Consider the following 24,026-nt stretch of genomic DNA (forward strand, 5'->3'; position numbering starts at 1 on the left):
TTGCTTTTACCCAAAATGTTACCATAGATTTTTTCATTAAATAATGATCATCTCTTTAAGAACTTCTTGGTCACTCTTCCTTCATTTGTAACCACCTCTGTTACATACATCCCTGGTAATATTCCTTGAACATTTATTTGAAGATTATTCTGTACATTCTCATAAAACGAAGACAAAAGTACCTCTCCTGTAATACTATATATATTGATTGAAACATTTTGGTACGTCTTGCCAAAACCAATCGTTAGTATGTTCTCCACATTATAATTGGGTTTTAGAATTATCGACACTCCTTTTTCTGGATGTATTGCAGTTGGCAATTCATTTTCCGGATCTGTTGGATCGGGATCGGTAGGTTCTTCAGGATCAACAGGGGTTTCTTCCTCTTTATCAGGATCAAATGGAAGGTCATCTTCTGTTTCTTCTTCAATACCTCCATTATAAATGGGATTTTCTCCTGCACCATTATATGCACCAACATTAGGTTGACGTATACTTGAAACAAATGTCTGAAAGAAGTCCTGTCCACCATTATTGCTGACCAACTTACCTTTACTGATCAACGGGCTATCTTCTTGTAAAATATAGTCTAGCACTTCCGATGCTCCCGTAGCTTTAAATTGTGGATCTCCAACAATGGCATTTTTATCATTGGGAACAGTCATGTCGCCGAAGTAGGCATTGTTGTCAAATACTACATCTTCACCAATACCGTAAATAAATTTTGTTGGTTCTTCAGAATAGAAAATATTATTGATGATGTCGAACCTTTTGGGTGTACCTGGCCCCCAAGTGGTGAAATCTATAAGTTCATTTTCATATGTCTCAGGCTTTTTATGCCAATAGAAGGTGTTATTATAAATCTGAACATCCTCCACTGGCCCCGCCACATGGATTGCGGGACCATAGTTTTTCTTCGATCCCCATGTTCTGAATCCATCGTTAACACTAATATTATAACGGACGATTGAATTGGTATTTGCCGTTCCACCATTTGTCTTTGTACCGTCTGAGCAGATTAGAATAAATCCACCAGCATTATCATGCGAATAATTGTATTGAATGACCGTACCATCACAATAAAAATCGGAATCATAGCCTTGTGCATCATGATGAGCTTTATGACCACTCACTTCGTTGTATTGAATGATCGTATTGTTTGAACTAAATGCCCAAATCCCTGCAGCCGCATTATTTCCATCATTATGATATTGTAAGGAGTCTGTAAATGCCCTACAGTTATTATGTTCGATTACCGCATCTTCACATCCAAAAGCAACAATCCCATCTCCAGGTATTCGTTCGATCAGATTGTTTTTCACCAATAAATTTTTTGTATAGTAATCTCTTCCATATCCAGCTTTCCCATAAATACCATTCCTAACAACATCATATATATGGTTTCTTTCAATCACTGCATTTACTAATCTGGATCTATTTTCCCCAATCATATAATAGAGAATACCTCCACCATGGCCCAAAGCTTTTCTGTATTGACCATTAACATCATGAATTGCTAAATGTCTTACTTTGGTCCCATAGATTTCTCCTTGATTATTGGCTAACATTACTACTCCATAGCGTTGATTTCCGGGTGAGTTACCCATATTTGTGATTTCAAAGTGAGATACTTCTGTATATGCTGCATTTTCTAATAAAACAGTATAGTCTTTGTTCCCCCAACCGTTAATTTTGGGTTTGTCTCCTTCACCATATCTAGAAAAAAGAATAGGATGATCTTCTGTACCTCTTGTAGTGGTTATCTCCAATTGACCTTCCCAGATTTCTCCTGCTTTAAATAGAATTTTATCTCCCGGAACAAAAGTTCTACTGTTTACTTTATCTAAAGATTTCCATGCTGTCTCTTTCGTTATCCCGTCGGCAGTATCATTACCATTAGAAGCATCAACATAATAAATATGAGACTCATACCCCTTGATCGATAAATCGATGGTACTTTTTAATGTTGGAAAATTACTGTAAGATGTCGTTACTGTCACATCACCTGCCTCAAGAGCTGTCAGTAAACCTGTTGGATCTACTTCTGCATTTTCGTTTGAAACTTCCCATGAAATGGTTCCGGGATCTTCCCATCCCGGTATAATAATGTGTTGCAGTTGATACTCTAGCCCCACTAATGGTTGGGAAATATTCTGAATAGCAACCGTTCTTACTTGAGGTAATGTCTCTTCTGTTTCTACTAGAGTGACCTCATCGATATAGATCTCTTTATCAACATCTACAAACTTATAAAAAGAAAGTTGACTGATTTCTTCTACATCGTCTGTAGAAAACGTCTCTGTATATTGTTGATAGGAAGTTGTCAGTGTAATAATTTTATTGATCACTGAATTCCCATTTACCTTCATAATCACCCTTACCTGATCACTAGCTCTTTTTGCTTTCGCCCAGAAGGTAATGGTATATTCGCTATTAGATTTTAATTCAATAGATTGAGATAGACTTCCTTGTGTGTCACTAAAGATATAACCACAATAAGTGCCTGAATAGGCTTCTTCACTGGAAACTCCATTGTACCAAGTACCCCATTGTTCAGAATGACCTTCCTCGAAATCACCATTCAGTAAATAATTGTCTGAAGATTGTGATAACGTTTTCAGAGGGATGGATAGAAAAAGTCCTATTATTAATGTTCGAAAGTAAATGTTAGTCATATAAAAGTCATTTCAGTAATTCACCATTTCATTTTTTGTAAATTTAGAGTAGAAAGACATGTGATATAAGACCCTTTTCATCACATCGCAGTACTATTTTGACTGATCATTTAACGATAGAAGTTCTTTAACGTAAAAAAGAGTGTAGAATACATAATATTGCTACACTCCTCGTCCTAGTTTTTAGTTAGTTAAAGTAAATCACACAGAATAAATCTTATTGTTTCGTCCACCAATTGTCACCGTTTAGACGAGGGAAAACACGATCCTTCAGTTGGTCGTTCCACTTCATCCATTCAGACATTAATTCTTTGGATAATTTCTTGTTCTGTCCTTTAATATTTGTTGTCTCATATGGATCATTTTCGATATCAAAGAGCTCAGTAGGGTTACTCTCCATATTTTTGTTCGCCAATAGCTTATAGTTACCATGACGAACTGCCATACAGTTTTGCTCCCATTTTCTCCAGAACAAGTAATCATGAGGAATCCCATCAACTTCTCCTTTTAAATAAGGGACTAAATCTACTCCATCAAATGGTCGCTCTTTATTTATTTTAATATTAGCCTGAGCAACAATTGTAGCCATTATATCCAAAGACGAAATAGGATGTTCGTACTTCATTCCTTCAGGTAATTCGCCTTTCCAACGCATTGCGAAAGGAACTCTTACGCCACCCTCAAACATGTCCGTTTTAAAACCTCTTAAAGGACCGTTATTGGATGCATTTTTCTTGGATCCTCCATTGTCTGATAAAAAGACAACCAGTGTGTTCTCATCTATTCCTTTATCTTCTAAAGCCTTTAATACTCGACCTACTCCATCATCTACTGCACTTACCATAGCAGCATATGTTTTTCTCCTTTTGTTTTCAATATGATCAAATCTTGATAAGTATTTTTCTGTTGCTTCTAAAGGTGCATGAGGAGCATTATATGCCAAATAGACCATAAATTGTTGGTCATTTTCCGCTTGCTTGTTGATGTATCTTACAGTAGCATCCGTTAATTCGTCTGTTAAATAATCGTCGACTTCTACCGCATCATAGTTTTCTCTAATTTTTGTTGAGTACCAGTCCCACTTTTTCGTCACCTCCGATAAATCTTTTAGTGTTAACAACTCAGGTAAGTAATGGTGTCCACCTGATAAGAAACCAAAGAAATAGTCGAATCCTCTTTTTAATGGGTGAAATTTCGGATGAGTACCCATATGCCATTTTCCAATGATTGCACTATTGTAATCTCCCTTTTTTAATACTTCAGCCATTGTTTCTTCCTCTACTGGAAGTCCACATCTTTCATCCTCTGGATTAATAGAAGGGTTCGTTGTAAAACCAAACCTATCTTGATATCTACCTGTTAGGAAACCCGCTCTACTAGGTCCACAAACAGGGAAACTAACATAACCTTGTTCAAACTGTACTCCCTCCTTCGCTATTCTATCAATGTTTGGAGTAGGGATATCTTTACAGCCATTAAAACCAACATCTTCCCATCCCATATCATCTACCATAATCACAATTAGGTTCGGTGATTTTGCTTTCTTCTTCGTTAATGGGTAATCCATTGCCGCAATAGTGACAACACCTATCGATAAAAGAGCTAGAAGTTTTAATAAATTTTTTCTCATGGTCATGTTATTTCATTTCAACAGTAAAGATCTATTTTTTGATTCAATAAGATAGACTACTAATCTGTACATCCTTTAAATTGTAGATTTTGTGCTCATAAGTAGGCTTTTCTATGTTCAAAAAAAGAAAGGCTACCTAACTTATTAGGTAACCTTTCTTCTTGTCGGTCGTTGTCTTATTTCTTCTCTATTTGATATAGATTTTTGATGTCGATACTTGATCACCACTTACCAGCTTCACAATGTATACACCTGATACCACATTTTGTAAATCTACTACAGATTGTTGTACAACATGTGATGTGTAAACTGCTACACCCGATAAGTTAATTACTGAAAGTTCAGCTTCGTTGACATCATTTAGTGATACTGTGAATTGTCCATTACTAGGGTTTGGATATACTGATACTCCAAATGTTGTATCATCAATCGCTGTTGGCTCAGCCACTTCTTCAAAAATCACTAATGTATCTAAAGCAAAACCTTCATAGTTATCATCAATAACTGCTACGGCAACTACATATTCACCTGGCAGAGTAGGAAGAGATGTTGAACCATTATAAGTTACAAAGATGTCATCTACTTCTTCTGATGTAGTAATTGTTGCTTCTTTCTCTTCGAAATCAAACTGATGTTCTAAATCCGCGAAAGTGATTGTTGTTGTGCCTTTGTTGACTACAAACGTACCTTCAAGGCTACCAAAGTAAGAAGGGTCATTGATCGTAGCTACTACAGTATATTCTCCAACATTAATTGGTTCTGCTTCTTCTTCACCAACCATGTAGCTGTATGTAATACTTTCGAATTCCACTTCTCCTGCTGCTTCTGCATATTGCATTGTTCCATCGTATTTACCTTCTAAAGTAGTAAACGATAATGCTGCTTCAATTTTATTGATTGTCAATGTTGCAGTAGCTGATCCTTGATAGTTTTGATCATCAATTGAGGTAACAACTGCATACTCTCCACCAATTGTTGGTGCTTCTGTTGACCCATTATAAGTACTTACTACCGATAGACCTTCAATGCTTGGTGTACCTAACAGAGTCTTTGGTTGACCATCAAAATCTACTGCAAGGTCAACAGCTTCTACTGTCGCTTCTGCTTTTTCAATAGTTAATGTTGCCTCCGCTTCACCTTGATAATTGGTTTCATTGATCATGGCTTTCACTGCATATTCTCCAGCATTCATTGGTAAATCAGCTACATCATTATACATCACATCTACCATTAAACCTTCTTTTCCAAGTACCACAGTTGCACTTTTTTCTGAAGCATCATAAACATAAGATAGATCTGATAACGCCACTGAAATTGGTGCTTTTTCAATTGTATATTCAATGATTAACTCACCTTGGTAGTTCACTTCATTGATCATTACCTTTAATTGGTGATCACCTGCATCTGTACCATTACCGCTTGTTAATTCTTCCATCACATTCAATGCATCCATTGACAAAGTATAAGTTGGTAATTGAACTGCTTCATTATACACGAAGCTATCCAAGTTCTTTGTAATTGTCACCTCCTGCTTTGTAATTTCATAATCAAATGAAGTGAATCCATAGTAAGTATCATCTTCATAAGTAATCTTCACTTGGTATGTACCAGCATCTGATGGCACCTCTTCTGCATCATTGTAAGTAACAGTAACCGTACCCGCAGAGGTATCGATTGCGTTTTCACTTTCATCAGCTACTGAATATACTACGGCTTGAGATGAGCCATTGTATACTACCGATGTAATTTCAACAGAAATATCAGTAGTCATTTTGCTTGAAATGATAAACTCTGCTTCGTTACTACCTTCAAAGTTTTTATCATCAATTTCAGCATATACCATATAGTCACCACCTTCTTTAGGATCTACTACTTCTTCGCCTTCTTGTGAATAAGTTAAGTTTACAGTAACCATCACTTCCTCACCATCACCATCAAGTACTTTATAAGATGCCGCTTTTACATTTCCATCATTCAGATGTACCAAGTCAAATAATTGAATTGTTGCTGTTGCCTTTGTAATCTCATAATCAACCGCTACACTACCTTCATAGTTAGGGTCTGTAATTGTTGCTGTGGCAGTATATTCAGCGACATCAATACCTAAAGTGTTATCTTCTCCAGAAATTTCCACATCGAAATCTACTTCTGGCGTCACTGTAATCTCTGGAGTTTGTTCTTCACCGTTATAAACAAACGACTTGTCTTCACCAACAGTAAACTCAACAGCTGCTTTCTCGATTGTAAAAGTACCCTCTAAAGTAGCATCACTCTTGTAGTTCATATCATTTACGGTCACTACCACTGCATAAGCTTTAGCATCGACTGGATCTTCAGTTTCTGAATCGTAAGTAACGTCTGCATTTACAACATCAGTTAGATCTTCATCTGCTGCACCTGTAATTTTGAAACCATAACTTTGAGCCATAGCATTATAAGTAGCTGTTGTACTTGTTTCTGAAAGCGTAACCGTAGCTTTATCAATGGTTAAAGTAGCAGTTGCTTCACCTTGGTATAAAGTTTCGTCAATGCTTGCTACAACTTTATACTCTCCAGCATTTACAGGAGCAGTAGTTGTTGGATCTTCTTCACCTTCTTGGTACGTAATTGTATAGTTATAATCCGATGTTACGCCCACAGTTTTTTCAGTACCATCATAAGTAGCTGATAAGTCTTCTGTAGTTAATGTAATTGCTGCTGATTGTTTTGTTACTGTAATCTCAGTTACTAATTCGGCGTTAAAACCTGATTCTAACACATCCAATGTTGCTTTTACAGTATAAACTCCTGGCATTAAAGGTAAATCAGCACCATCATTATAAGTTACTGTTAAAGTTACTTCTCCTGAAATATCGTTTCCACCTTCATCTTCGATAGAGAAAGTAGGTGTATCGATAGCTTCTCCTGTATACTCGATTTCACTAGCAGATGTTAATTTAATAGTTGCTGGTGAACCTGAAAATTCATACTGACCAACATCTTTTCCACCTCCAATCGCTGCGTTTCCTACAATATCATTCGTACCTGTATTGTATCCATTGTCAATCGCTACACTACCAAAGTAGATGGGTAAATAGTATACACCTTTATCATTCTTAGGTAAGACAAATGCTCCATTCTCATCCACTGCTAAGCTGGTACCCACTTTCATTTGTTCTTTTACATTCTTCACTATTAGCTCAGGGTCCTCCTCATCAAAGATATTTGAAATGACCTGGTTTGTTGAATTCTCACCGAACTCAACAGTAGAATTTTTGACATTAAGAATGTTGTATTCTAAATTTTGAGCTTCTTCAATAATACGAGACTGCTTTGCAAATAAATCGACAGACCAATTTTGGCTTTTTCCTGCTACATAATTGTAAAGTAAGTTATTTCTAAATTCAAGGATATTTGCTTTTGGTCCTTTCCAATGATCTAATAAAATGATACCTGCAGCACCACCTGCTGCAAAATTTGAATAATTACCTACAATTGTAGTGTTATTCATCTTTAGGTTTGCATCATTTTTATCATTAGCAGCAACCATAATTGCTCCACCATATTCAGTTCCACCCGCATTCGTAGAGTTATTATAGATCAATGTATTTTCCATTGTCAGATCCTTTAAAGCCACACTAATTGCCGCTCCTTTATCTTCTGAAAAGTTTTCTGCAAAATAAGAATCATATACTTTTAGGAAACCTGCTGTATGAATGGCTCCACCACCTACTTTTTTTGACGCATTGTAGAGCGCTTTATTACCAATAATATTACAAGATCTAATTTCTACGTTGGCACTCCAATCAATAAATAAGGCTCCTCCATTATCAGCATTTCCAAAGTCTCTAATGGTAACATTTTCGAAAACCATATCTGTCACTTGGATTTTCATAAATCTAGCACCGTATGCTTTATCACCTTGGAATACGGCTTGTTCATCTCCCCAACTTTTGATGGTAACATCATATCTAGAAGTAGAATTATTAGACCCTTTAAGCGTAATGTTCTTATCCTCTGTAAAAGTACCTTTCACATAAATAATAGTAGCCACTTTCTGTTGTAAGTGATCCGTACTTAATGCTTTTGTAAGCGATTTTAATGGGCTTAACTCTGTTCCGTCATTACTGTCATTACCACTTGTGGCATCAACATAGATCACATCTCCTGTTACATCTTCAGCGAGAGAAGCCTGAGTGAAACTGAAGAGGAATGTGATTGTCAATAAGTTTAGTAAAAAAATTTTCATTCCATTATAAAATAAAATAAGAAAATAGCCGCTTCGTAATATTATTAGATATTACGAATGCGTAATAAAAGTTTGAATATTGAATTCCTGTTATAGAAGGTAAAGTCAACTTCTATGGTTAAGTAGTATTTTGTTTAGTAAGAGGTCATTCAACATCATATTGTAAAATTATTGGAATCAAGTAGTTTATATGAGCTCAAATTAGACCATTTCATGACAAATAATTGACATAAATGACACAAAATATAGGTTAATTAGCGTATAAACAACATTTATTTTAATGTTATTTTAGAGCGATAAATCTCATCATTAGATCCCTTAATTTGTAGCACATAAATACCTCTAGGAAGACTACTTACGCTAATGACATCTACCTGATGTATCTCTGTTATTAGGTAATTTACTCCCAATAGATTGGTCATGGTCACCTGTTTAGGTCCATCCCAATTTCTAGTATTAATCGATAATTGATCCGTTGCTGGATTTGGATAAACCATTACCTGAGTTGCATGAGAGTTTGTAGATGTAACTTGATTATTTTCTGTAATTGAAAATGTAATGGATGCCTCAATATTAAAAGAAGTATTGATTGCTGTTACCGTCACTTCTCCCTCTGCCTTTGCAATCAGAATGTTATTTGTGATAGTTGCTATATTCTTGTCATCAACAATAAATTCGAAATCTTCTAACGCTAATTCTTCATGATCGATAATAAGATCTAAAGTAATCACATCTCCAACAGACAACTCAGTAAAGTGATCACCAAACGAAACGTTATAATCTGGTGTTTCAACAATTGTATTCGTATTAAAGTTATTGTCTGCTCCAATATTGGGGATTTGGGTAGATACTGTTAACGAGTTACCAAAAATATCCTGCTGTGGGAATGGTGTCACATCTTTAAAAATACCTTTCCCTATAACATAGAAAGAAGGTTCAGGAAATGATTGGCCTGCATTGATTACTGGACTCTCTTCTAAAATTTGATAATTTTCTTTCTGACTTTTCCCTTTATCTTTAAATAAAGGATCTTTCATCAATGCTTTTGTATCTAATTTAGAGAAGTCCTCATTTACATTACCAAAGAATAAATTATTGGAAACTATAAAATCCTCTTCCATTTCTAATTCGATAATATCTCCTATTCTTCCCTCTCCTTCATGAACAAAAATATTATTGTACACATAGGTATTTTTACTATACATTGTGATATCTGGAGTATAAGGCTTATCGATGTATACTGTATTATTATAAATATATACACTATCTGATGGGATGTGTTCTCTCTGAACTTTGATTCCATCTACAGTTGTTGTGCCCACAAAACCGGAAGTCCATAGTGTATTTCCATGAAAATCTCTAAAACCATCATTCACACTAACATTAAAACGATAAGCTACATTGGTATTGTCTCCTAGTATTTCCACAAAACCACCTTCACAATCTTCTGTATAATTGTATTGATATAAGATATTTTTATTCCCAAAATCAATATGTAAACCATAAGAATCATTTGGACCTCTTACACTGTATGATTCATTGTATTGAGCAATAATATTATTCGAAGAAAACACCCACATTCCACTTCCTCTACCTACCAATCTTGGTTCCTCTTCAGTGCTATACCCCGTATGGTCGAAGAGGTTATTTTCTACCAATGCATTATGGACCTTAGATAGAATAACTCCAGAGCCTCCAGTTTTTTGAAATTCATTATTTCTGATCACAAAATTAATCGACCTGTTAACGCTATCTTCTTCGGTTGTTTTTCCTTTGTGGATAGACCATACTCCTGCTTTTCCTATGTTTGTAAAGAAACAATCTTCAATTAAAACATCTCTAATGGTTATCTCCTTATCTACCTTATTACTATCCGATTCAAAACGAAGTCCAGTTACGTTTAATGCATCAAAGTCCTCAGGTAAAGAATCTCCAAAAATATCTGAGAATTTTAGGTCATGGAAGGTTAGACCTTCAGCAACCCCCACTCCCCAATTATTGGCTACCACAAGAATTCCAAAGCTCTTTTCATGTCCCCAAGAAAATCTACTCATGTTTTTTCTATCGTTCTTTATCCATAAGTGAGAAATATCTAGAAAAGAAGTATTGATCAACTTTATTGCTTCAAAATAATCTCCTCCGTCAATATTTCCAGAACCTGAAATCACTGGTAATTCACCTTCACCATAACTAGAAATTGTTATTGGTGCTAAAGCAGTTCCGCTACATTTTAGAATCAAGTTTCCTTCAAATGTGTCACCTCTTTTAAATAACAATTGATCTCCGGGTTTTAATAATCCGCCTGTATTAATGTCTTGAGCAATTTGTGATGCTTTTGCCAACGTTTTCCAAGGAGATGCCATTGTTCCTTCATTTGCATCATCGCCCTCGGCACTGAAATAATAACTTTTGGGAATTGAGCTTTCACTTTCCTGATAGATTCTAATTCTATCTAACAAAATCGTATGACCTGAAACTGCTTTAAAAGTAATCGTATTGTCACCTTCTTGAAGTTCGATTTCTAATAGTGTAGCAACAGCGGGACCAACATATGCCCAATTTGATGGATTCAAGTTATATTCTTGAAAATCATCATCATTTGGTTTTATTTCTACTTGCTGTGAAGAACCACCATTAAATTTAAAAACCTGTAGAGCGTAGGTGCCGCTTTCGGTAATATCATTAATATCAAAAGTGATCCATTCATCAGGTTCTATTTTCATAAATTCTCCACCCGAAGCATTAACGTTAGTGGTCAATACTGCACCAGATGAAAACAAAGCTTTTTCAGCTTCCAAAGATTGATCATATTCTGCAAATACCCATGAAGGTAAAAAAGCAAAAAAGAGTAGTAGTACTTTTTGCATATTAGAACTTTAGTTTGTCATTTTTAAAAAAGTGCGGGAATTGAAAAACCAATGAATGTGATCTACAGCTTAGATTCTTTTTCTCATTTTTAAAAGAAAAATAGACTCCTCAAACGAGAAGTCTATTCTTAAATCCATTACTGTTAATTGTCTTCATTAATCTACTTATAGTGAGTCACACATAACATACTTAGAAATAAATCCTACTATAACCTCCTCAAACGAAATAAGGAGTAAAAAAAAATATTCCCATTATTTATAATCTTGCCTAAAATATGGCTACACTTCTCTCAAAGAACTCATCCGAATTAATTAGTCATCGAATGACAAAGTAGCAGCGTTTTCTGCATCCTTGTATAACAAATTTATTATTTCATTATGACCTGTTAGGACAATTAATCATCAATAAATAGCAATAATCAGCTCAATGGTCACATTTCAGACCTGAATTAGCGTAAATTATACTTTTAATGGAAAATGAGTCTAGAAACCAAAAAAGGTCAGACAATATCTGACCTTTTATCATGGTATGTAATTACTATTAATAATTCTCATTTTATTAACTTTCCATAAGTCTGTTCAACTTGTGGTGAAGTCTGTTTACTTTCTTTTTGAACATTACAAACTTACTCAGTCCAAGTGTAAATGATGGTCACTTATGAACCTATTCATAACACTTTATAGACCTTCTATCATTCGTAATACATTATTACTGTTGCTGTAAACGATAACTATACATTTTATAGTTGATTTGTCTCATGTAGTTTACTAATTCGTAGTAAACCTGATCTGTTGCAGAAACTACTCCACAGTTGGCATTTTCTCCATTGCCCTTACCTGCAGTTGTTGAGTTGGCCCACATAAACCAATGGGTTCCCACACAACGAGGGTTTCTTAATGCTCCAGAAACAAAATTGATGTACTTCTCTCCTCTATTACGTTGATTGGAAGCATATCCCAATCCTGGAAAAAACTTACCTGTATCTAAAGCACCGAAGTTGAATTCTGAAATAATAAAAGGCTTATCGATGTATTTGTAGGGATACTTATAATGTTCCACTTCATTTTCGTAAGCATTAAACGACATCAAATCAAGGTATTTGGCACTCACTTCTAAATTTATGTTGTTCTTATGATTACCATGCCAACGACAACCAATATACATTGTGTTGGGTGCATATTTCTTTATCAAACGTTGTGATACCCCAAAGTAAGTCTCGCACATTTTCTTATAATGTGCTTCCGTATATTTTCTGATATTCGTCCACTTGATCTCTTTTTTCTTTACAGATGTATTTAAAAGCTCCTCCCAACTAGAGAAGCTAGTTCCAGCAAGTTTATTGAATTGATGAATCTCTTTCAAATTATCTTGTAAAAGCTTCACAAAAGCTGCTTTACCATAAGATTTCTTCCCTTTTTCTAATGTACTGATTGCCAAACCTGCAGGGTTCTTCCAATGGATCTCATTATTAACAAATACACCAAATAAGAAAGGGTCATCTGCTTTACCTTCTAATCTCTTCTTTAATTTCTCTTCCAAATTGGACTCCCACTTTGGGTTAAAGACATCAGGAAATTTCTCATGAATTTCTGGATAAGTTTCATGTACTATTACAGTGTAGGGTAATTTATTTTCTTCTTTATGTTCATTGATACTTTCTTCAGACCAACCTCCAAGAGTATTTAGTCCCCAGCTTCTCATTCTTCTTAAAGAGAAATCGATATATTTAAACTCAGAATTTTCACCATATTTTTTGTAAAGGTTCTGTTTTCCGAACATATATTTTTGACCATCATAAAACTTTGCATATTCAGGGGCATTTTTCGCAGGAAGGTTTTTAAAATAGTGTTCTCTTCCTTTAATAGGTGTCTTCACTTCTAGTTTACCTGCTCCATTTATTCCATTCGACCAAAAAAGGTGTCCCTCTGGATCAATGATCCACCATTTACCATCTATTTTCTGTGTTCTAAAGTGTCCTGTTTTATTAAATTGTGGCCCCAACTTATAGCCACCAAATCTATCCCATTCCTTAGATCCACTATATTTTAATAATTCTTTTTCCTCTTTGACTAGTGCTTCTTTTAGCTGAGCATCATTGGTAATTTTCCCTTCCCAATTTTCATGAATATATTGTCCATATTCATTGATAAATGGAAAAAACTCCTCCTTATTTTTGGTATAGATTTCTGAAACAGCATTTTGATTTTTAAACACCCTTTTCAAAATTACCCTTCTTTCAAACTCTTGTGATGGAAACTCAATATTTACCTTTTTAATACGAGAAGCATCTACCCCAGCAAAATTTAAAACCACACCTTCAGGAATTCCTTTCATCCCTTTAAAATCAGAAGATTGTGGGTAATCATTTTTCGTTACCGCATCTCTAATCATCGTACAATTAAAGACTAAATTCTCTCCTGAATTAATAAAGCCGATATGCTCATTCCTTAGGTTTTCTTTTTTCTTAAGGTATTTTTTTCTAGGATTGTCATAAATGAGTACAGGGTCAAATCGCACTTGTTGATCCGATTTATTTTCAAGTTCTATACTCATGTATTTATAGGACGTAAGGTCCCAATATTCATCAGATGCTGAAAAAGAAATCACTCCTTTACTTCCTTTGGGAATAGTAATTTCAACACCTTGTTTTACCTGATTTACGGTTAAATTGTTAGTGGTATAAGTTTCTCCATCCACCTTTTTAAGGTTTAGAACATCTTCTTGAGGAGAATCAAATCCAAATAAAGTCACTATTGCTAAGCATTGTAATGCTGTAATTAAAAAATTGGATCGTTTCATAAGAGTCAAATCAAAGATTGTTTATCAGCAATTTGACATTTTGAGTAAAAAGGAGCTGAAATGGATATTCATAATAATATCACAAAATTGACAACTCCTTTTTTTTATTAGTAAAATGTTTGTTCCTAACAACTATTCAACACTTTTGGGGTCAATAACGACTTTGATCACTTCATGTAACCCATCTTTATTTGCTGGTGGGTTATCAATAATTAATTCCCTATCGTTGTATTGGTACTTTACTTTTTCTCCTGTTCTCAATAATGTTACAGACAAGACTTTAGGTACATTTTGAATGGCTATTGGTTGATTTGGTGAACAACCTTCATAAAAAGGCCCCTTCTGCCATTTCGATTCACCAGGTCTTGCATGAACATACCAAACCTTTTTGTCCAAAGAAGTAGTGATAGGCACATTTGATTGTTCAGGGAAATGAGTTCCTTCAACTTCGTAAATCGACTGACTACTATGTTTCATCCACCTTTCCATTTTACTAAACATCACATAATTCTCATCTGGCAACGAGCCATCAGGTCTTGGTTTGATGTTTAATAGAACATTTCCTCCCCAACATCTCACTCTAGCAATCGCAAAGAGTACATCTCCCATATTTCGAATTGACTCACTTTTGTTGGATTTCCCTTCATAAAACCAACCATATCCTTTATTCAAACTCATACATACTTCCCACTTTACACCATTTGCTTTAAGCTTTTTCATATGCTCCCACTTCACCATATGAAAGTTCTCAGGTGTAACAAAATGAGTTCCAGGGTAAGGGCCTTTTTCAAAATCTAGATGATAGACATTTCCTCGATTATTGAATAACATATCTGGGTTATACGCCAAGGCTGTTTCTTTAAAATTAACGGGTAAACCCGAATCCCACCACCAAATATCAGGAGTGTATGCTTTCATCAATTCAAAAGCAATTTTTTTCTTCTGTTTTAGAATTTTCACCGGAAGTGGTGGAATCGAAGCTTCTGATACATATTCACCCTTCCAGTTCAGTACTTTTCCTTTATATTTCATCAAGGACATATATTCCTTGTCCAAGTGCCAATCTGCTCCAGAGAAATAGAAGCCTAATTTCAAACCTTCGTTTTTTACTGCCTTTACAAATGGTTGAAGCAAATCTCTTCCTTCTAAATTCTTTTGAACACCAAGGTCTGTATGTTTACTTGGCCAAAGGGTATATCCGTCATGATGTTTTGCCGTAAGCACTACATATTTAAAACCTGCCTTTTTTGCAGCATTCATCCAAAGCGAAGGATCGTAATTCTCAGCAGTAAACCTTTGGATAGATTTTTCATAATACTCTTGGTAAGATGCCATAGGTTGGTCACTCCCTTTTTCTTTAGGTCTTCGCATGACCCATGGAGATCCATAATAGCCCGCAGCGGTTCCCCAGTGAATAAAAAGTCCTAAGCCCGCATTATTAAACCATTGGGCATTTTCAGTCATTTCAAGAGGATTACTCAATGTTAGACGCCATGGTAAGTCTCCAGAATTATGTCCGCCTTCCATTTTCATGGCTAGGTCAGCAATTTCCTTTTGCTCGTTGGTAGTCTTTTTCTCTTTTTTCTGGCTATATCCTTTACTTGTTACTACAAGTAGCAGAAAAATTAGTATTGGTTTCAAGATATTCATTTCATTCTAAGTGTTTATCGAATATCATTTTTTCTTACTTAATGGATAGGCACAGAATCAAAAAAAGATAGCATAATTCTTAATAAGTTGAGCCTAAAAAGAATTATACTATCTCAGATCTATTGTTTAAGGTTTACCTACCAGCTATTTAACCAATCCTCTGCTACTGCTGTCCAATCTGGAGCATCAGCATTGGACTTTCCGAAACCATAACCATGCCCGCCCTTGGGATAGAGATGCATATCTGTACTGATATTGTTCTTCAGTAAGGCATCATATAGTACTAAAGAGTTCTGGACCGGCACTGCTCCATCATCAGCTGAATGAACAATAAAAGCTTTAGGTGTTTTCTCTGTCACCTGCTCTTCATTCGAGAATTGCTCTATTAATTGTTTCGTTGGTTCTTTACCAAGAAGGTTATTTCTAGAACCCATATGTGTTATCCCTTTTTTCATAGACACAACAGGATAAATTAGCATCATAAAACTAACTTGAAAAGACTCTTTATCAATTTCATCGGTAGCTTCATAATAACTAGTAGAATGCGTGGCTAATGTGGATGCTAGATGCCCACCTGCAGAAGAACCCATTACACCTACTAATTCTTTTTTAATATGTAGCTTTTGTACATTCCTTTTGATCCATCGAATGGCTCTTTGTGCATCCTGAATGGGTGCTTTGTAAGACTCTATGACAGAGGCTGCTTGAGGCGATCTATACTTCAATACAAAAGCTGCAATCCCTTGTGCGTTCAACCATTTTGCATAGTCTGTTCCTTCCCAATCATAGGCTACACCTCCATAGCCGCCTCCCGGTAATATTAATATTGCTTTGCCGTTTGCATTTCTTTCTGAAGGCAAAAATATTTCTAATGTTGGCTTTTGTACTTTGCTGATAAACGTAATATCTCGCTTTGCTATATCTTCACGCTCTTCAGTGGATTTATAATTGGGAATATCTTTTTCATCCCATAATTCTATTAGTTCTTGTCCGTAAGTTGTTGAATATAAAAGACTCATCATTATGTAAATAAAAAGAGATTTCCTCATGGTCTGTTTGTTCATTGATCTTGTAAGTTTGATACCTTTAAATTAGAGTTTTTCATCCAAAATATTCAATAAAAAAAAGGAAATGACTTCAAAATTGATATCACTTCCTTCACATTCCTAAAATTAATAAGTAGCCAAACTATAATTTCTTTGATAAGGCTTTTGGTTGCTTTAATTGATATTCAGTATCATATAAATCAACTTGTTCTCTTCTCCATCGATCTCCTTCCATATATAATATCTGAGGACAAGAAACATCCCAATCCCCTAATTGCTTTAGCATTTCTATTACCATTTCTCGGTGTTGGTCTGCTACGTCATTTTGCTCAGATGGATCTTTATCCAAATTATACAACATCGGTAATCGATCTGGTAGTCGGATTAGTTTCCAATTTCCTTTTCGAATACCCGCACTGATCGTAAACCTCCACATCATTGTTTCATGTGGGTTGCCCTTTTTTACTTTTGTGAGGTAAGGATAAATATCCACTCCATCTAATTGATCTTCCTCCGTTGTTTTTCCTCCCGCTAATGCTACAAAAGTGGGTGTTAGATCTAATGATGTTATTGGTAAATCGTATTGTCCCTTTTTTAAATGTTTTGGATATGAGATCACAAAAGGAACTCTAATCCCTCCTTCTAAAAGGATCCCTTTTTGTCCATTCAATGGGGCATTTATAGACGCATTATGATTACATGGACCACCGTTATCACTCAAGAAAACAACAACTGTATTTTCATATAGTCCCTGATCTTTTAACTCTTGAATTATTCTACCAACATTAATATCTAGTCGGTGAATCATCGCAGCATATGTTCTTCTTTTCTTGTCTTTTATTTCTGAATACAATGCCATATCCTCTTCTGTTGCTTGCATTGGTGCATGAGGTGCATTAAATGAAGCAAATAAGAAAAATGGCTCATCTTTATGTCTTTTTATAAAGTCTAAACATTCATCGCCTTTATCATCTGTAATGTAAGAGATAGGCTGTGGTTGTTTATAGTTAGATTCAATACGGTAAGGATAAGGAGTTCCATTCGGTCTATTGGCAAAATAGTTATGGCCTCCACCTCTATATCCCCAAAATTCATGAAAACCTCTCTTTGTTGGATGAAAATGATCTGCTTCACCTAAATGCCATTTTCCTATCAGACCATTTACATAACCTAAGTCTGCAAGTCTATCTGCAATCGTTACCTCCTCCACTGGCACACCAATATAATTCTCATCAAATTGTGGTAAATCAACAATAGGATTATTATCGAAACCAAAATTTACTTGATTTCTACCTGTTATTAATCCGGCTCTTGATGGGCCACAAACGGGTGCTGAAACATACCCTTGTGTAAACTGAATTCCACTGTTTGCTAAAGCATCAATATTGGGTGTATGTATTTGTTTACTTCCATTAAACCCAACATCTGCATAACCCAAATCATCAGCAAGTATAATCACAAAGTTTGGTTGCTTATGTTTATCTTGGCCAACAGCTAACAATGTCCACCCTAAGAGGAATGTAAGTAATAAGTTCAGTCTGAAGTTCATCTCAAAAATATTTTAGTATATCTCAAAGGTCACTTTTTATTCCTCGTTTATGGTGTCTATTTTCATCAATTATGGGCATTAAATCGTCAATTATGCTATAAAAAAACAAATTTATGATACTTAACAGGCTTTATTATACTTTAACGAGAATGTTTCATCCCTTTCGCTATGTATGATTTAAATTTATAAAATCGCAAACTGATAGTAGAAGTGAAATGAAAAAATTTATATACTTATTTATATTCCTTCCAATAATTGTGTTATCACAGAACACATCTGATGATACATTTAATTCAGGAAGACAAGAAGTACTTTTGAAAGAAGGTTGGAAGTTCTTTAAAGGACATCATGATGATTTTTCTCTAGGAAGTTATGACGACAAAGATTGGGAATCTGTATCTATTCCACATGATTGGGCGATAAAAGGACCTTTTGATAAAAAATACGATTTACAGCAAGTAGCCATATTTCAAGACGGTGAAAAAGTCCCTACAGAAAAATCTGGAAGAACAGGTGCATTACCATATATTGGTACTGGCTGGTACAGAAAAAATATAACGATAGAAAATTCTCTTTCCGAAAAGAAAGTATTGCTACAATTCGATGGTGCGATGAGTGAGGCACAAGTCTATATCAATGGACAAAAAGTAGGAGAACATCCGTATGGATATGCTTACTTTTTCTTCGATATCACTAAATTCCTAAAAGAAGGAGACAATTTGTTGGCGGTAAGATTACATAATCAACCTAAGTCATCGAGATGGTATCCGGGAGCGGGTATTTATAGAAATGTACACCTTATTACTACGAATAAAGATGCCTTTCAACAATGGGGAACCACTATAACTACTCCATTTATCAGTCAGAAAAAAGCAAGAATAGATGTAACAAGCGAATTAGAGGGTGATATCGACCAAGTCAATTACTCAATATCTACAACAGATGGAGAGGTCGTTTCAGAAGGAGCGTCTTCATTAAAGTTTGGTAATACTATCAGTACTCAACTTAGTGTAGAAAATCCTCAATTATGGAGTCCTGAATCGCCATACCTCTATACAATTAAACTTACTGCCTTCAAACAAGGACAAGCTGTAGATCAAATAGAAAAAACTTTTGGTATCAGAGAGATAAAATATACTGCTGAAAGAGGATTTGAGTTGAATGGACAACAACGCAAGTTCAAAGGAGTTTGCCTTCATCATGATCTAGGTCCTTTGGGGATCGCAATTAATAGGGCTGCTTTAAAACGTCAGTTAGTTATGATGAAAAACATGGGAGCAGATGCGATTAGAACCGCTCATAATATGCCTTCAATAGAACAGATGGAATTATGTGATGAACTGGGTTTAATGGTAATTGCTGAGAGCTTTGATGAATGGAAAAAGCCTAAAGTGAAAAATGGTTATCATCGATTCTTTGATGATTGGGCAGCTGTTGATGTAAAAAATTTGGTAAGACGTTTGAAGAACCACCCTTCTATTGTGATGTGGAGTGCAGGCAATGAAGTTCCTGATCAATATGGTAGTGAAGGAGTAAAAAGAGCACTTTGGCTACAAAATATCTTCCATGAAGAAGATCCTACTCGTCCTGTTACTGTAGGTATGGACCAGGTAAAAGCGGTTATGGAAAGTGGTTTCGGAGCTATTTTAGACATTCCGGGGTTAAATTACCGAACACATTTATACCAAGAAGCTTATGAAAAATTTCCTCAAGGGTATCTTTTGGGATCTGAAACAGCTTCAACGGTAAGTTCAAGAGGGGTTTATAAGTTTCCAGTAAAAGAGTATAAGAAAAAGAAATATTCAGATTTCCAGTCATCAAGTTATGACTATGAGGCTTGTCCTTGGTCCAATATTCCTGAAGATGATTTCATTTTACAAGATGATCAACCATGGGTATTAGGCGAATTTGTTTGGACAGGATTTGACTACCTTGGAGAACCGTCGCCCTACAATGAGGAGTGGCCTTCTAGAAGCTCCTATTTTGGTATTTGCGATCTAGCGGGTATACCTAAAGATCGCTATTACCTTTACAAAAGTAGATGGAATACGGAGGAAGAAACATTACATATCTTGCCACATTGGAATTGGGAAGGTAGAGAAGGAGAAACTACTCCCGTTTTTGTTTATACTAATTATAATACCGCTGAACTATTCATTAATGGTGTTAGCCAAGGAAAGCGTACTAAAGATGTCACTTCTCGTTTGGATAGATACCGTTTGCGATGGATGGATGTGAAATACGAAGCAGGAACAGTTAAAGTCGTTGCTTATGATGACAATGGACAAGCTGTTGCTGAAAAAGAAATAGAAACAGCAGGACAACCACATCATTTAAAGTTAGAAGCTGATCGTTCTATCTTATCTGCAGATGGTGAAGACCTCAGTTATGTAACCGTCTCTGTTGTTGATAAAGAAGGCAACTTTTGTCCTACAGCCAATATCCCTTTATCATTTAAAGTCAAAGGTGCTACAGATTATAAGGTGGTTTGTAATGGAGATGCTACTTCTCTTGAAATGTTTCATGAACCAACCATGAAAACTTTCAATGGAAAATTAGTCGTTACTCTACAATCACAAGATATAGCCGGGAAAGGTATTTTAGAGGTAAAGGGGAAAGGATTAAAAACTGCTCAAATTGAAATTAAAGTGAAAGAGCAACCCACTTTATAAGCAAAACCCCTCTAAGACATCTTTATCAAATCTTTGAGGGGTTTCTTTTTTTAGATGTTCTGTGATTTCACTTCTTTCAAGAACTCTTTAAAAAGAGGCATTACATCTTGTCTTCTTTTAAAGTATAACATATGCCCACCCTCTTCGATTTCATATAAAGTAAAGTTATTTATTCCTTTCTCTTCACACACCTTCTTGAAATTTAAGTAATGATAGGAAGGAACAATCTTATCTGCAGTACCATGAATCATAAAAATCTTTGGCTGTCCTTGATGAACATAATGAGTGGGTGAAACACTTTGTTGAAAAGCTATATCTGCCACCTGTTCTTCATTTAAAAACTTGGGAAACCATTCTCTCTCCGGCTTAATCACAAAATCTGTAGGTGTGGAAACGGGCATTATTGTTTTCACTTTACAATCATAATCAGTATATGTACCAGAGTGAAAAGTATCTTCTGGCGATAGACCTATCATTAGTGATAAATGTGCTCCCGCACTGTATCCCCAAATGCCTATCCTATCTAAGTCCAATGGGAGTTCCCCTTCTTTTGACTTTAAACAACGAATAGCTTCTTTCACATCCTCAATACAAACTGGAAAATCTCCTTCAGAGACCAAACGATAAGAAATGGTCACTCCAACAAATCCTTGCTTCGCGACATTAAACACTTGATACAAAACATTATCCTTATCACCGTTGGCCCATCCACCTCCATGAATAAATACAACTACCGGTTTCTTTTTCTGTCCATCATCTTTGTAGGAAATTCCTAACTGATTGGCTCTTTTGGGTGTTTTTGCATCCTCTCTATATTGTATAACCTGATACGTTAATCCTTCTGGAATGTTGATCTCTTTTTCTGGTGTTCTACCTTTTTTTTTCTGTGCTGATGCTACATGGAAAAGGCTAAAAAAGGCGATCGTTAAAAAAATATATCTTCTCATCATTTCAATTTATAGTCTATTTCAAAAGTAGTAATAATGAAGGGAGAATATGAGTATTGAATTGATGAAGGTGATGCATATGTTGATCACTATAAGTAAAGTTGATCCAACAACTGCTTCTTATATTTCTGCCCTATGGGGATGGAATGTTTTTGAATAACGATAGTATTGCCTTCTATACTTTCTATCCATTTTTCATTGACTATATATGATTTATGAATTCGAATAAAGCCTCCTTTTTGTGATAGAAACTCATCATAATAAGAAAGCTTCTGATAACAAATCACAGGTTTATCTTTCACTACCAATTTCACATAATTACCACAGCCTTCTACATACTGTAAGTCTTTAATATCAATATTGATTAGCTTTTTCTCCGACTTTACAAAAAATTGATCTTTCGAAGATACCTTCTTTTCTAATTTGTTAATCGCGGTCATAAATCGACTGAAGCTAAAAGGCTTTAATAAGTAATCGACGACATTGAGTTCAAAACCTTCTACTGCGTATTCCTTATAAGCAGAAGTTACAATTACCTGAGGGGCCTTTGGAAGTGAGCGAAGTAATTCAAACCCATTCATTTTAGGCATATTAATATCTAAAAAGATCAAGTCTAAACTTTGTTCATGCATCAATTCCATGGCTTCAAATGCATCATAAGCATTGCCTTTCTTTTCTAAATAATTAAATTTTTCACAATACCCTTCTATTATTCTATGGGCTATTGGTTCGTCATCGATGATAATGTAGTTCATGATAGATCGATAGTCAAAAGTGTTTTGTAGGTGTTAATTCCTTTAATTTCTTCAAATGTATATTTATCTGGATAGATTAATTCTAATCTTTTCTTCAAATTTTCAAGGCCTATTCCAACGCGGTGATCCTGCATTGCTTTGTCAAAATTATTTTCAATAGTGAACGCGACAGAATTTCCACATTCTTCAATTTCGATGAATATGTAGGCGTTTTCCACAAGTGTTTCAACACCATGTTTAAATGAATTTTCAAGTAGAATGATATACAATAACGGTGCTATTTCAAACTCAGAAATTACCGAGTTGATAAAATGTACCTGTACATTCTTCTGATAGCGAATTTTATGTAACTCTATATAATTTTCAAGGTATTTAATCTCTTCCTGAATGGGTACTTTTTCTTCTCTTCCTTCATAAATCGTATAGCGCATCATGTCTCCAAGCTTTAGCACCACTTCTGGTGCTTTATCCGATTTTTCTACTGTAAGCCCATATAAGTTATTGAGCGTGTTGAAGAAAAAATGAGGGTTAATCTGACTTTTTAGAAGTTGTAACTCAGCACTTGCTTTCTCATTTTTTAATGATTTTATCCACTTCCATTGTTCATATACCCACAAACAGAAAAGAATAGGAATTGATAAAGCCAAAGAAATCGTAATCGTCTCAAACCTTTCATGTTCATCCATGCCAATGTTACATAACAGAACAATACCCATCATGCATGCATAATAGATATATACATATTTTAGGAAAAACTGTGGAGTGATAAAATAACCAATCATACTAAACCACATCACTACCATAAATATGGTGGTATAGTTCTCTTGAATTCCAGCACTTTCATCGTAAATGTTAATAAAAATAAGAGCGAGAATTACAGCTCCTAATTTTAATAGGGCAGGTACTTTTCTCTTTAAGTAATTGAAGTTGTGAGCAATTACTGAAGATAGCCCTGACCAAAACAAGAATATAGCCACTACTTCTCCTTCCCTATCAAAAGGAATGATGATCATGTCCATCAATGACATGAGAATAAGCATAAAGAAGACGAATGAAGATCCAATGATTATTGATCTGCCGTATTTTTGTATTTTATTTTTCATGATTCTAAAGTAGCGTTAGACCAGTAGGTCAACAATTTTTTTATGTCAACCTGCTTATTTTCATGACAAACACTATCAACCAAGACAAGATACTCTTTATCAAG

General features: G+C 35.2%; 12 protein-coding genes. 1 reads left to right on the plus strand and 11 read right to left on the minus strand.

Annotated elements, in window-relative coordinates:
* Window positions 1-47: 47 nt before the first annotated feature.
* The 8 genes from QL232_RS00420 to QL232_RS00455 form a co-directional block, all read right to left on the minus strand.
* Window positions 48-2,675 carry a carbohydrate binding domain-containing protein gene (locus QL232_RS00420; RefSeq protein WP_281612562.1) on the minus strand — a complete coding sequence of 876 codons (2,628 nt, stop codon included), beginning with the start codon at window positions 2,673-2,675 and terminating at the stop codon, window positions 48-50.
* A gap of 217 nt (window positions 2,676-2,892) precedes the next feature.
* Window positions 2,893-4,305, minus strand: coding sequence for a sulfatase-like hydrolase/transferase (locus QL232_RS00425; RefSeq protein ID WP_281612563.1), 1,413 nt, complete (start codon window positions 4,303-4,305; stop codon window positions 2,893-2,895).
* A gap of 187 nt (window positions 4,306-4,492) precedes the next feature.
* Window positions 4,493-8,533 carry an MBG domain-containing protein gene (locus tag QL232_RS00430; protein WP_281612564.1) on the minus strand — a complete coding sequence of 1,347 codons (4,041 nt, stop codon included), beginning with the start codon at window positions 8,531-8,533 and terminating at the stop codon, window positions 4,493-4,495.
* 272 nt (window positions 8,534-8,805) lie between these two features.
* On the minus strand, window positions 8,806-11,400 hold the full coding sequence (locus QL232_RS00435) for a T9SS type A sorting domain-containing protein (protein ID WP_281612565.1): 2,595 nt from the start codon (window positions 11,398-11,400) through the stop codon (window positions 8,806-8,808).
* 709 nt (window positions 11,401-12,109) lie between these two features.
* Window positions 12,110-14,200, minus strand: coding sequence for a hypothetical protein (locus QL232_RS00440; protein WP_281612566.1), 2,091 nt, complete (start codon window positions 14,198-14,200; stop codon window positions 12,110-12,112).
* A 132-nt stretch (window positions 14,201-14,332) separates the two neighbouring features.
* Entirely contained in the window at window positions 14,333-15,850 is a 1,518-nt protein-coding gene (locus QL232_RS00445; RefSeq protein WP_281612567.1) for an alpha-L-fucosidase, read from the minus strand.
* 137 nt (window positions 15,851-15,987) lie between these two features.
* Window positions 15,988-16,872, minus strand: a complete 885-nt coding sequence (locus QL232_RS00450) for an alpha/beta hydrolase (RefSeq protein ID WP_281612568.1) — start codon at window positions 16,870-16,872, stop codon at window positions 15,988-15,990.
* Between the two features lie 166 nt (window positions 16,873-17,038).
* A complete protein-coding gene (locus tag QL232_RS00455; protein WP_281612569.1) occupies window positions 17,039-18,445 on the minus strand; it encodes a sulfatase in 1,407 nt (468 codons plus the stop codon).
* 215 nt (window positions 18,446-18,660) lie between these two features.
* On the opposite strand from QL232_RS00455, the gene QL232_RS00460 reads away from it, so the two are divergent.
* The gene (locus QL232_RS00460) at window positions 18,661-21,117 is read left to right on the plus strand and encodes a glycoside hydrolase family 2 TIM barrel-domain containing protein (RefSeq protein ID WP_281612570.1); all 2,457 of its coding nucleotides are present in this window, start codon (window positions 18,661-18,663) and stop codon (window positions 21,115-21,117) included.
* Window positions 21,118-21,167: 50 nt separating this feature from the next.
* Here QL232_RS00460 and QL232_RS00465 read toward each other — a convergent pair whose 3' ends face one another.
* The 3 genes from QL232_RS00465 to QL232_RS00475 form a co-directional block, all read right to left on the minus strand.
* The gene (locus QL232_RS00465; protein WP_281612571.1) at window positions 21,168-22,067 is read right to left on the minus strand and encodes an alpha/beta hydrolase; all 900 of its coding nucleotides are present in this window, start codon (window positions 22,065-22,067) and stop codon (window positions 21,168-21,170) included.
* Between the two features lie 86 nt (window positions 22,068-22,153).
* On the minus strand, window positions 22,154-22,819 hold the full coding sequence (locus QL232_RS00470) for a DNA-binding response regulator (RefSeq protein ID WP_281612572.1): 666 nt from the start codon (window positions 22,817-22,819) through the stop codon (window positions 22,154-22,156).
* Window positions 22,816-23,922, minus strand: a complete 1,107-nt coding sequence (locus QL232_RS00475) for a sensor histidine kinase (protein ID WP_281612573.1) — start codon at window positions 23,920-23,922, stop codon at window positions 22,816-22,818. Before QL232_RS00475 ends, QL232_RS00470 begins: the two co-directional genes overlap by 4 nt.
* Between the last annotated feature and the right edge of the window lie 104 nt (window positions 23,923-24,026).

The sequence above is a fragment of the Flammeovirga sp. SubArs3 genome (assembly GCF_947387565.1).
Taxonomy (GTDB): domain Bacteria; phylum Bacteroidota; class Bacteroidia; order Cytophagales; family Flammeovirgaceae; genus Flammeovirga; species Flammeovirga agarivorans.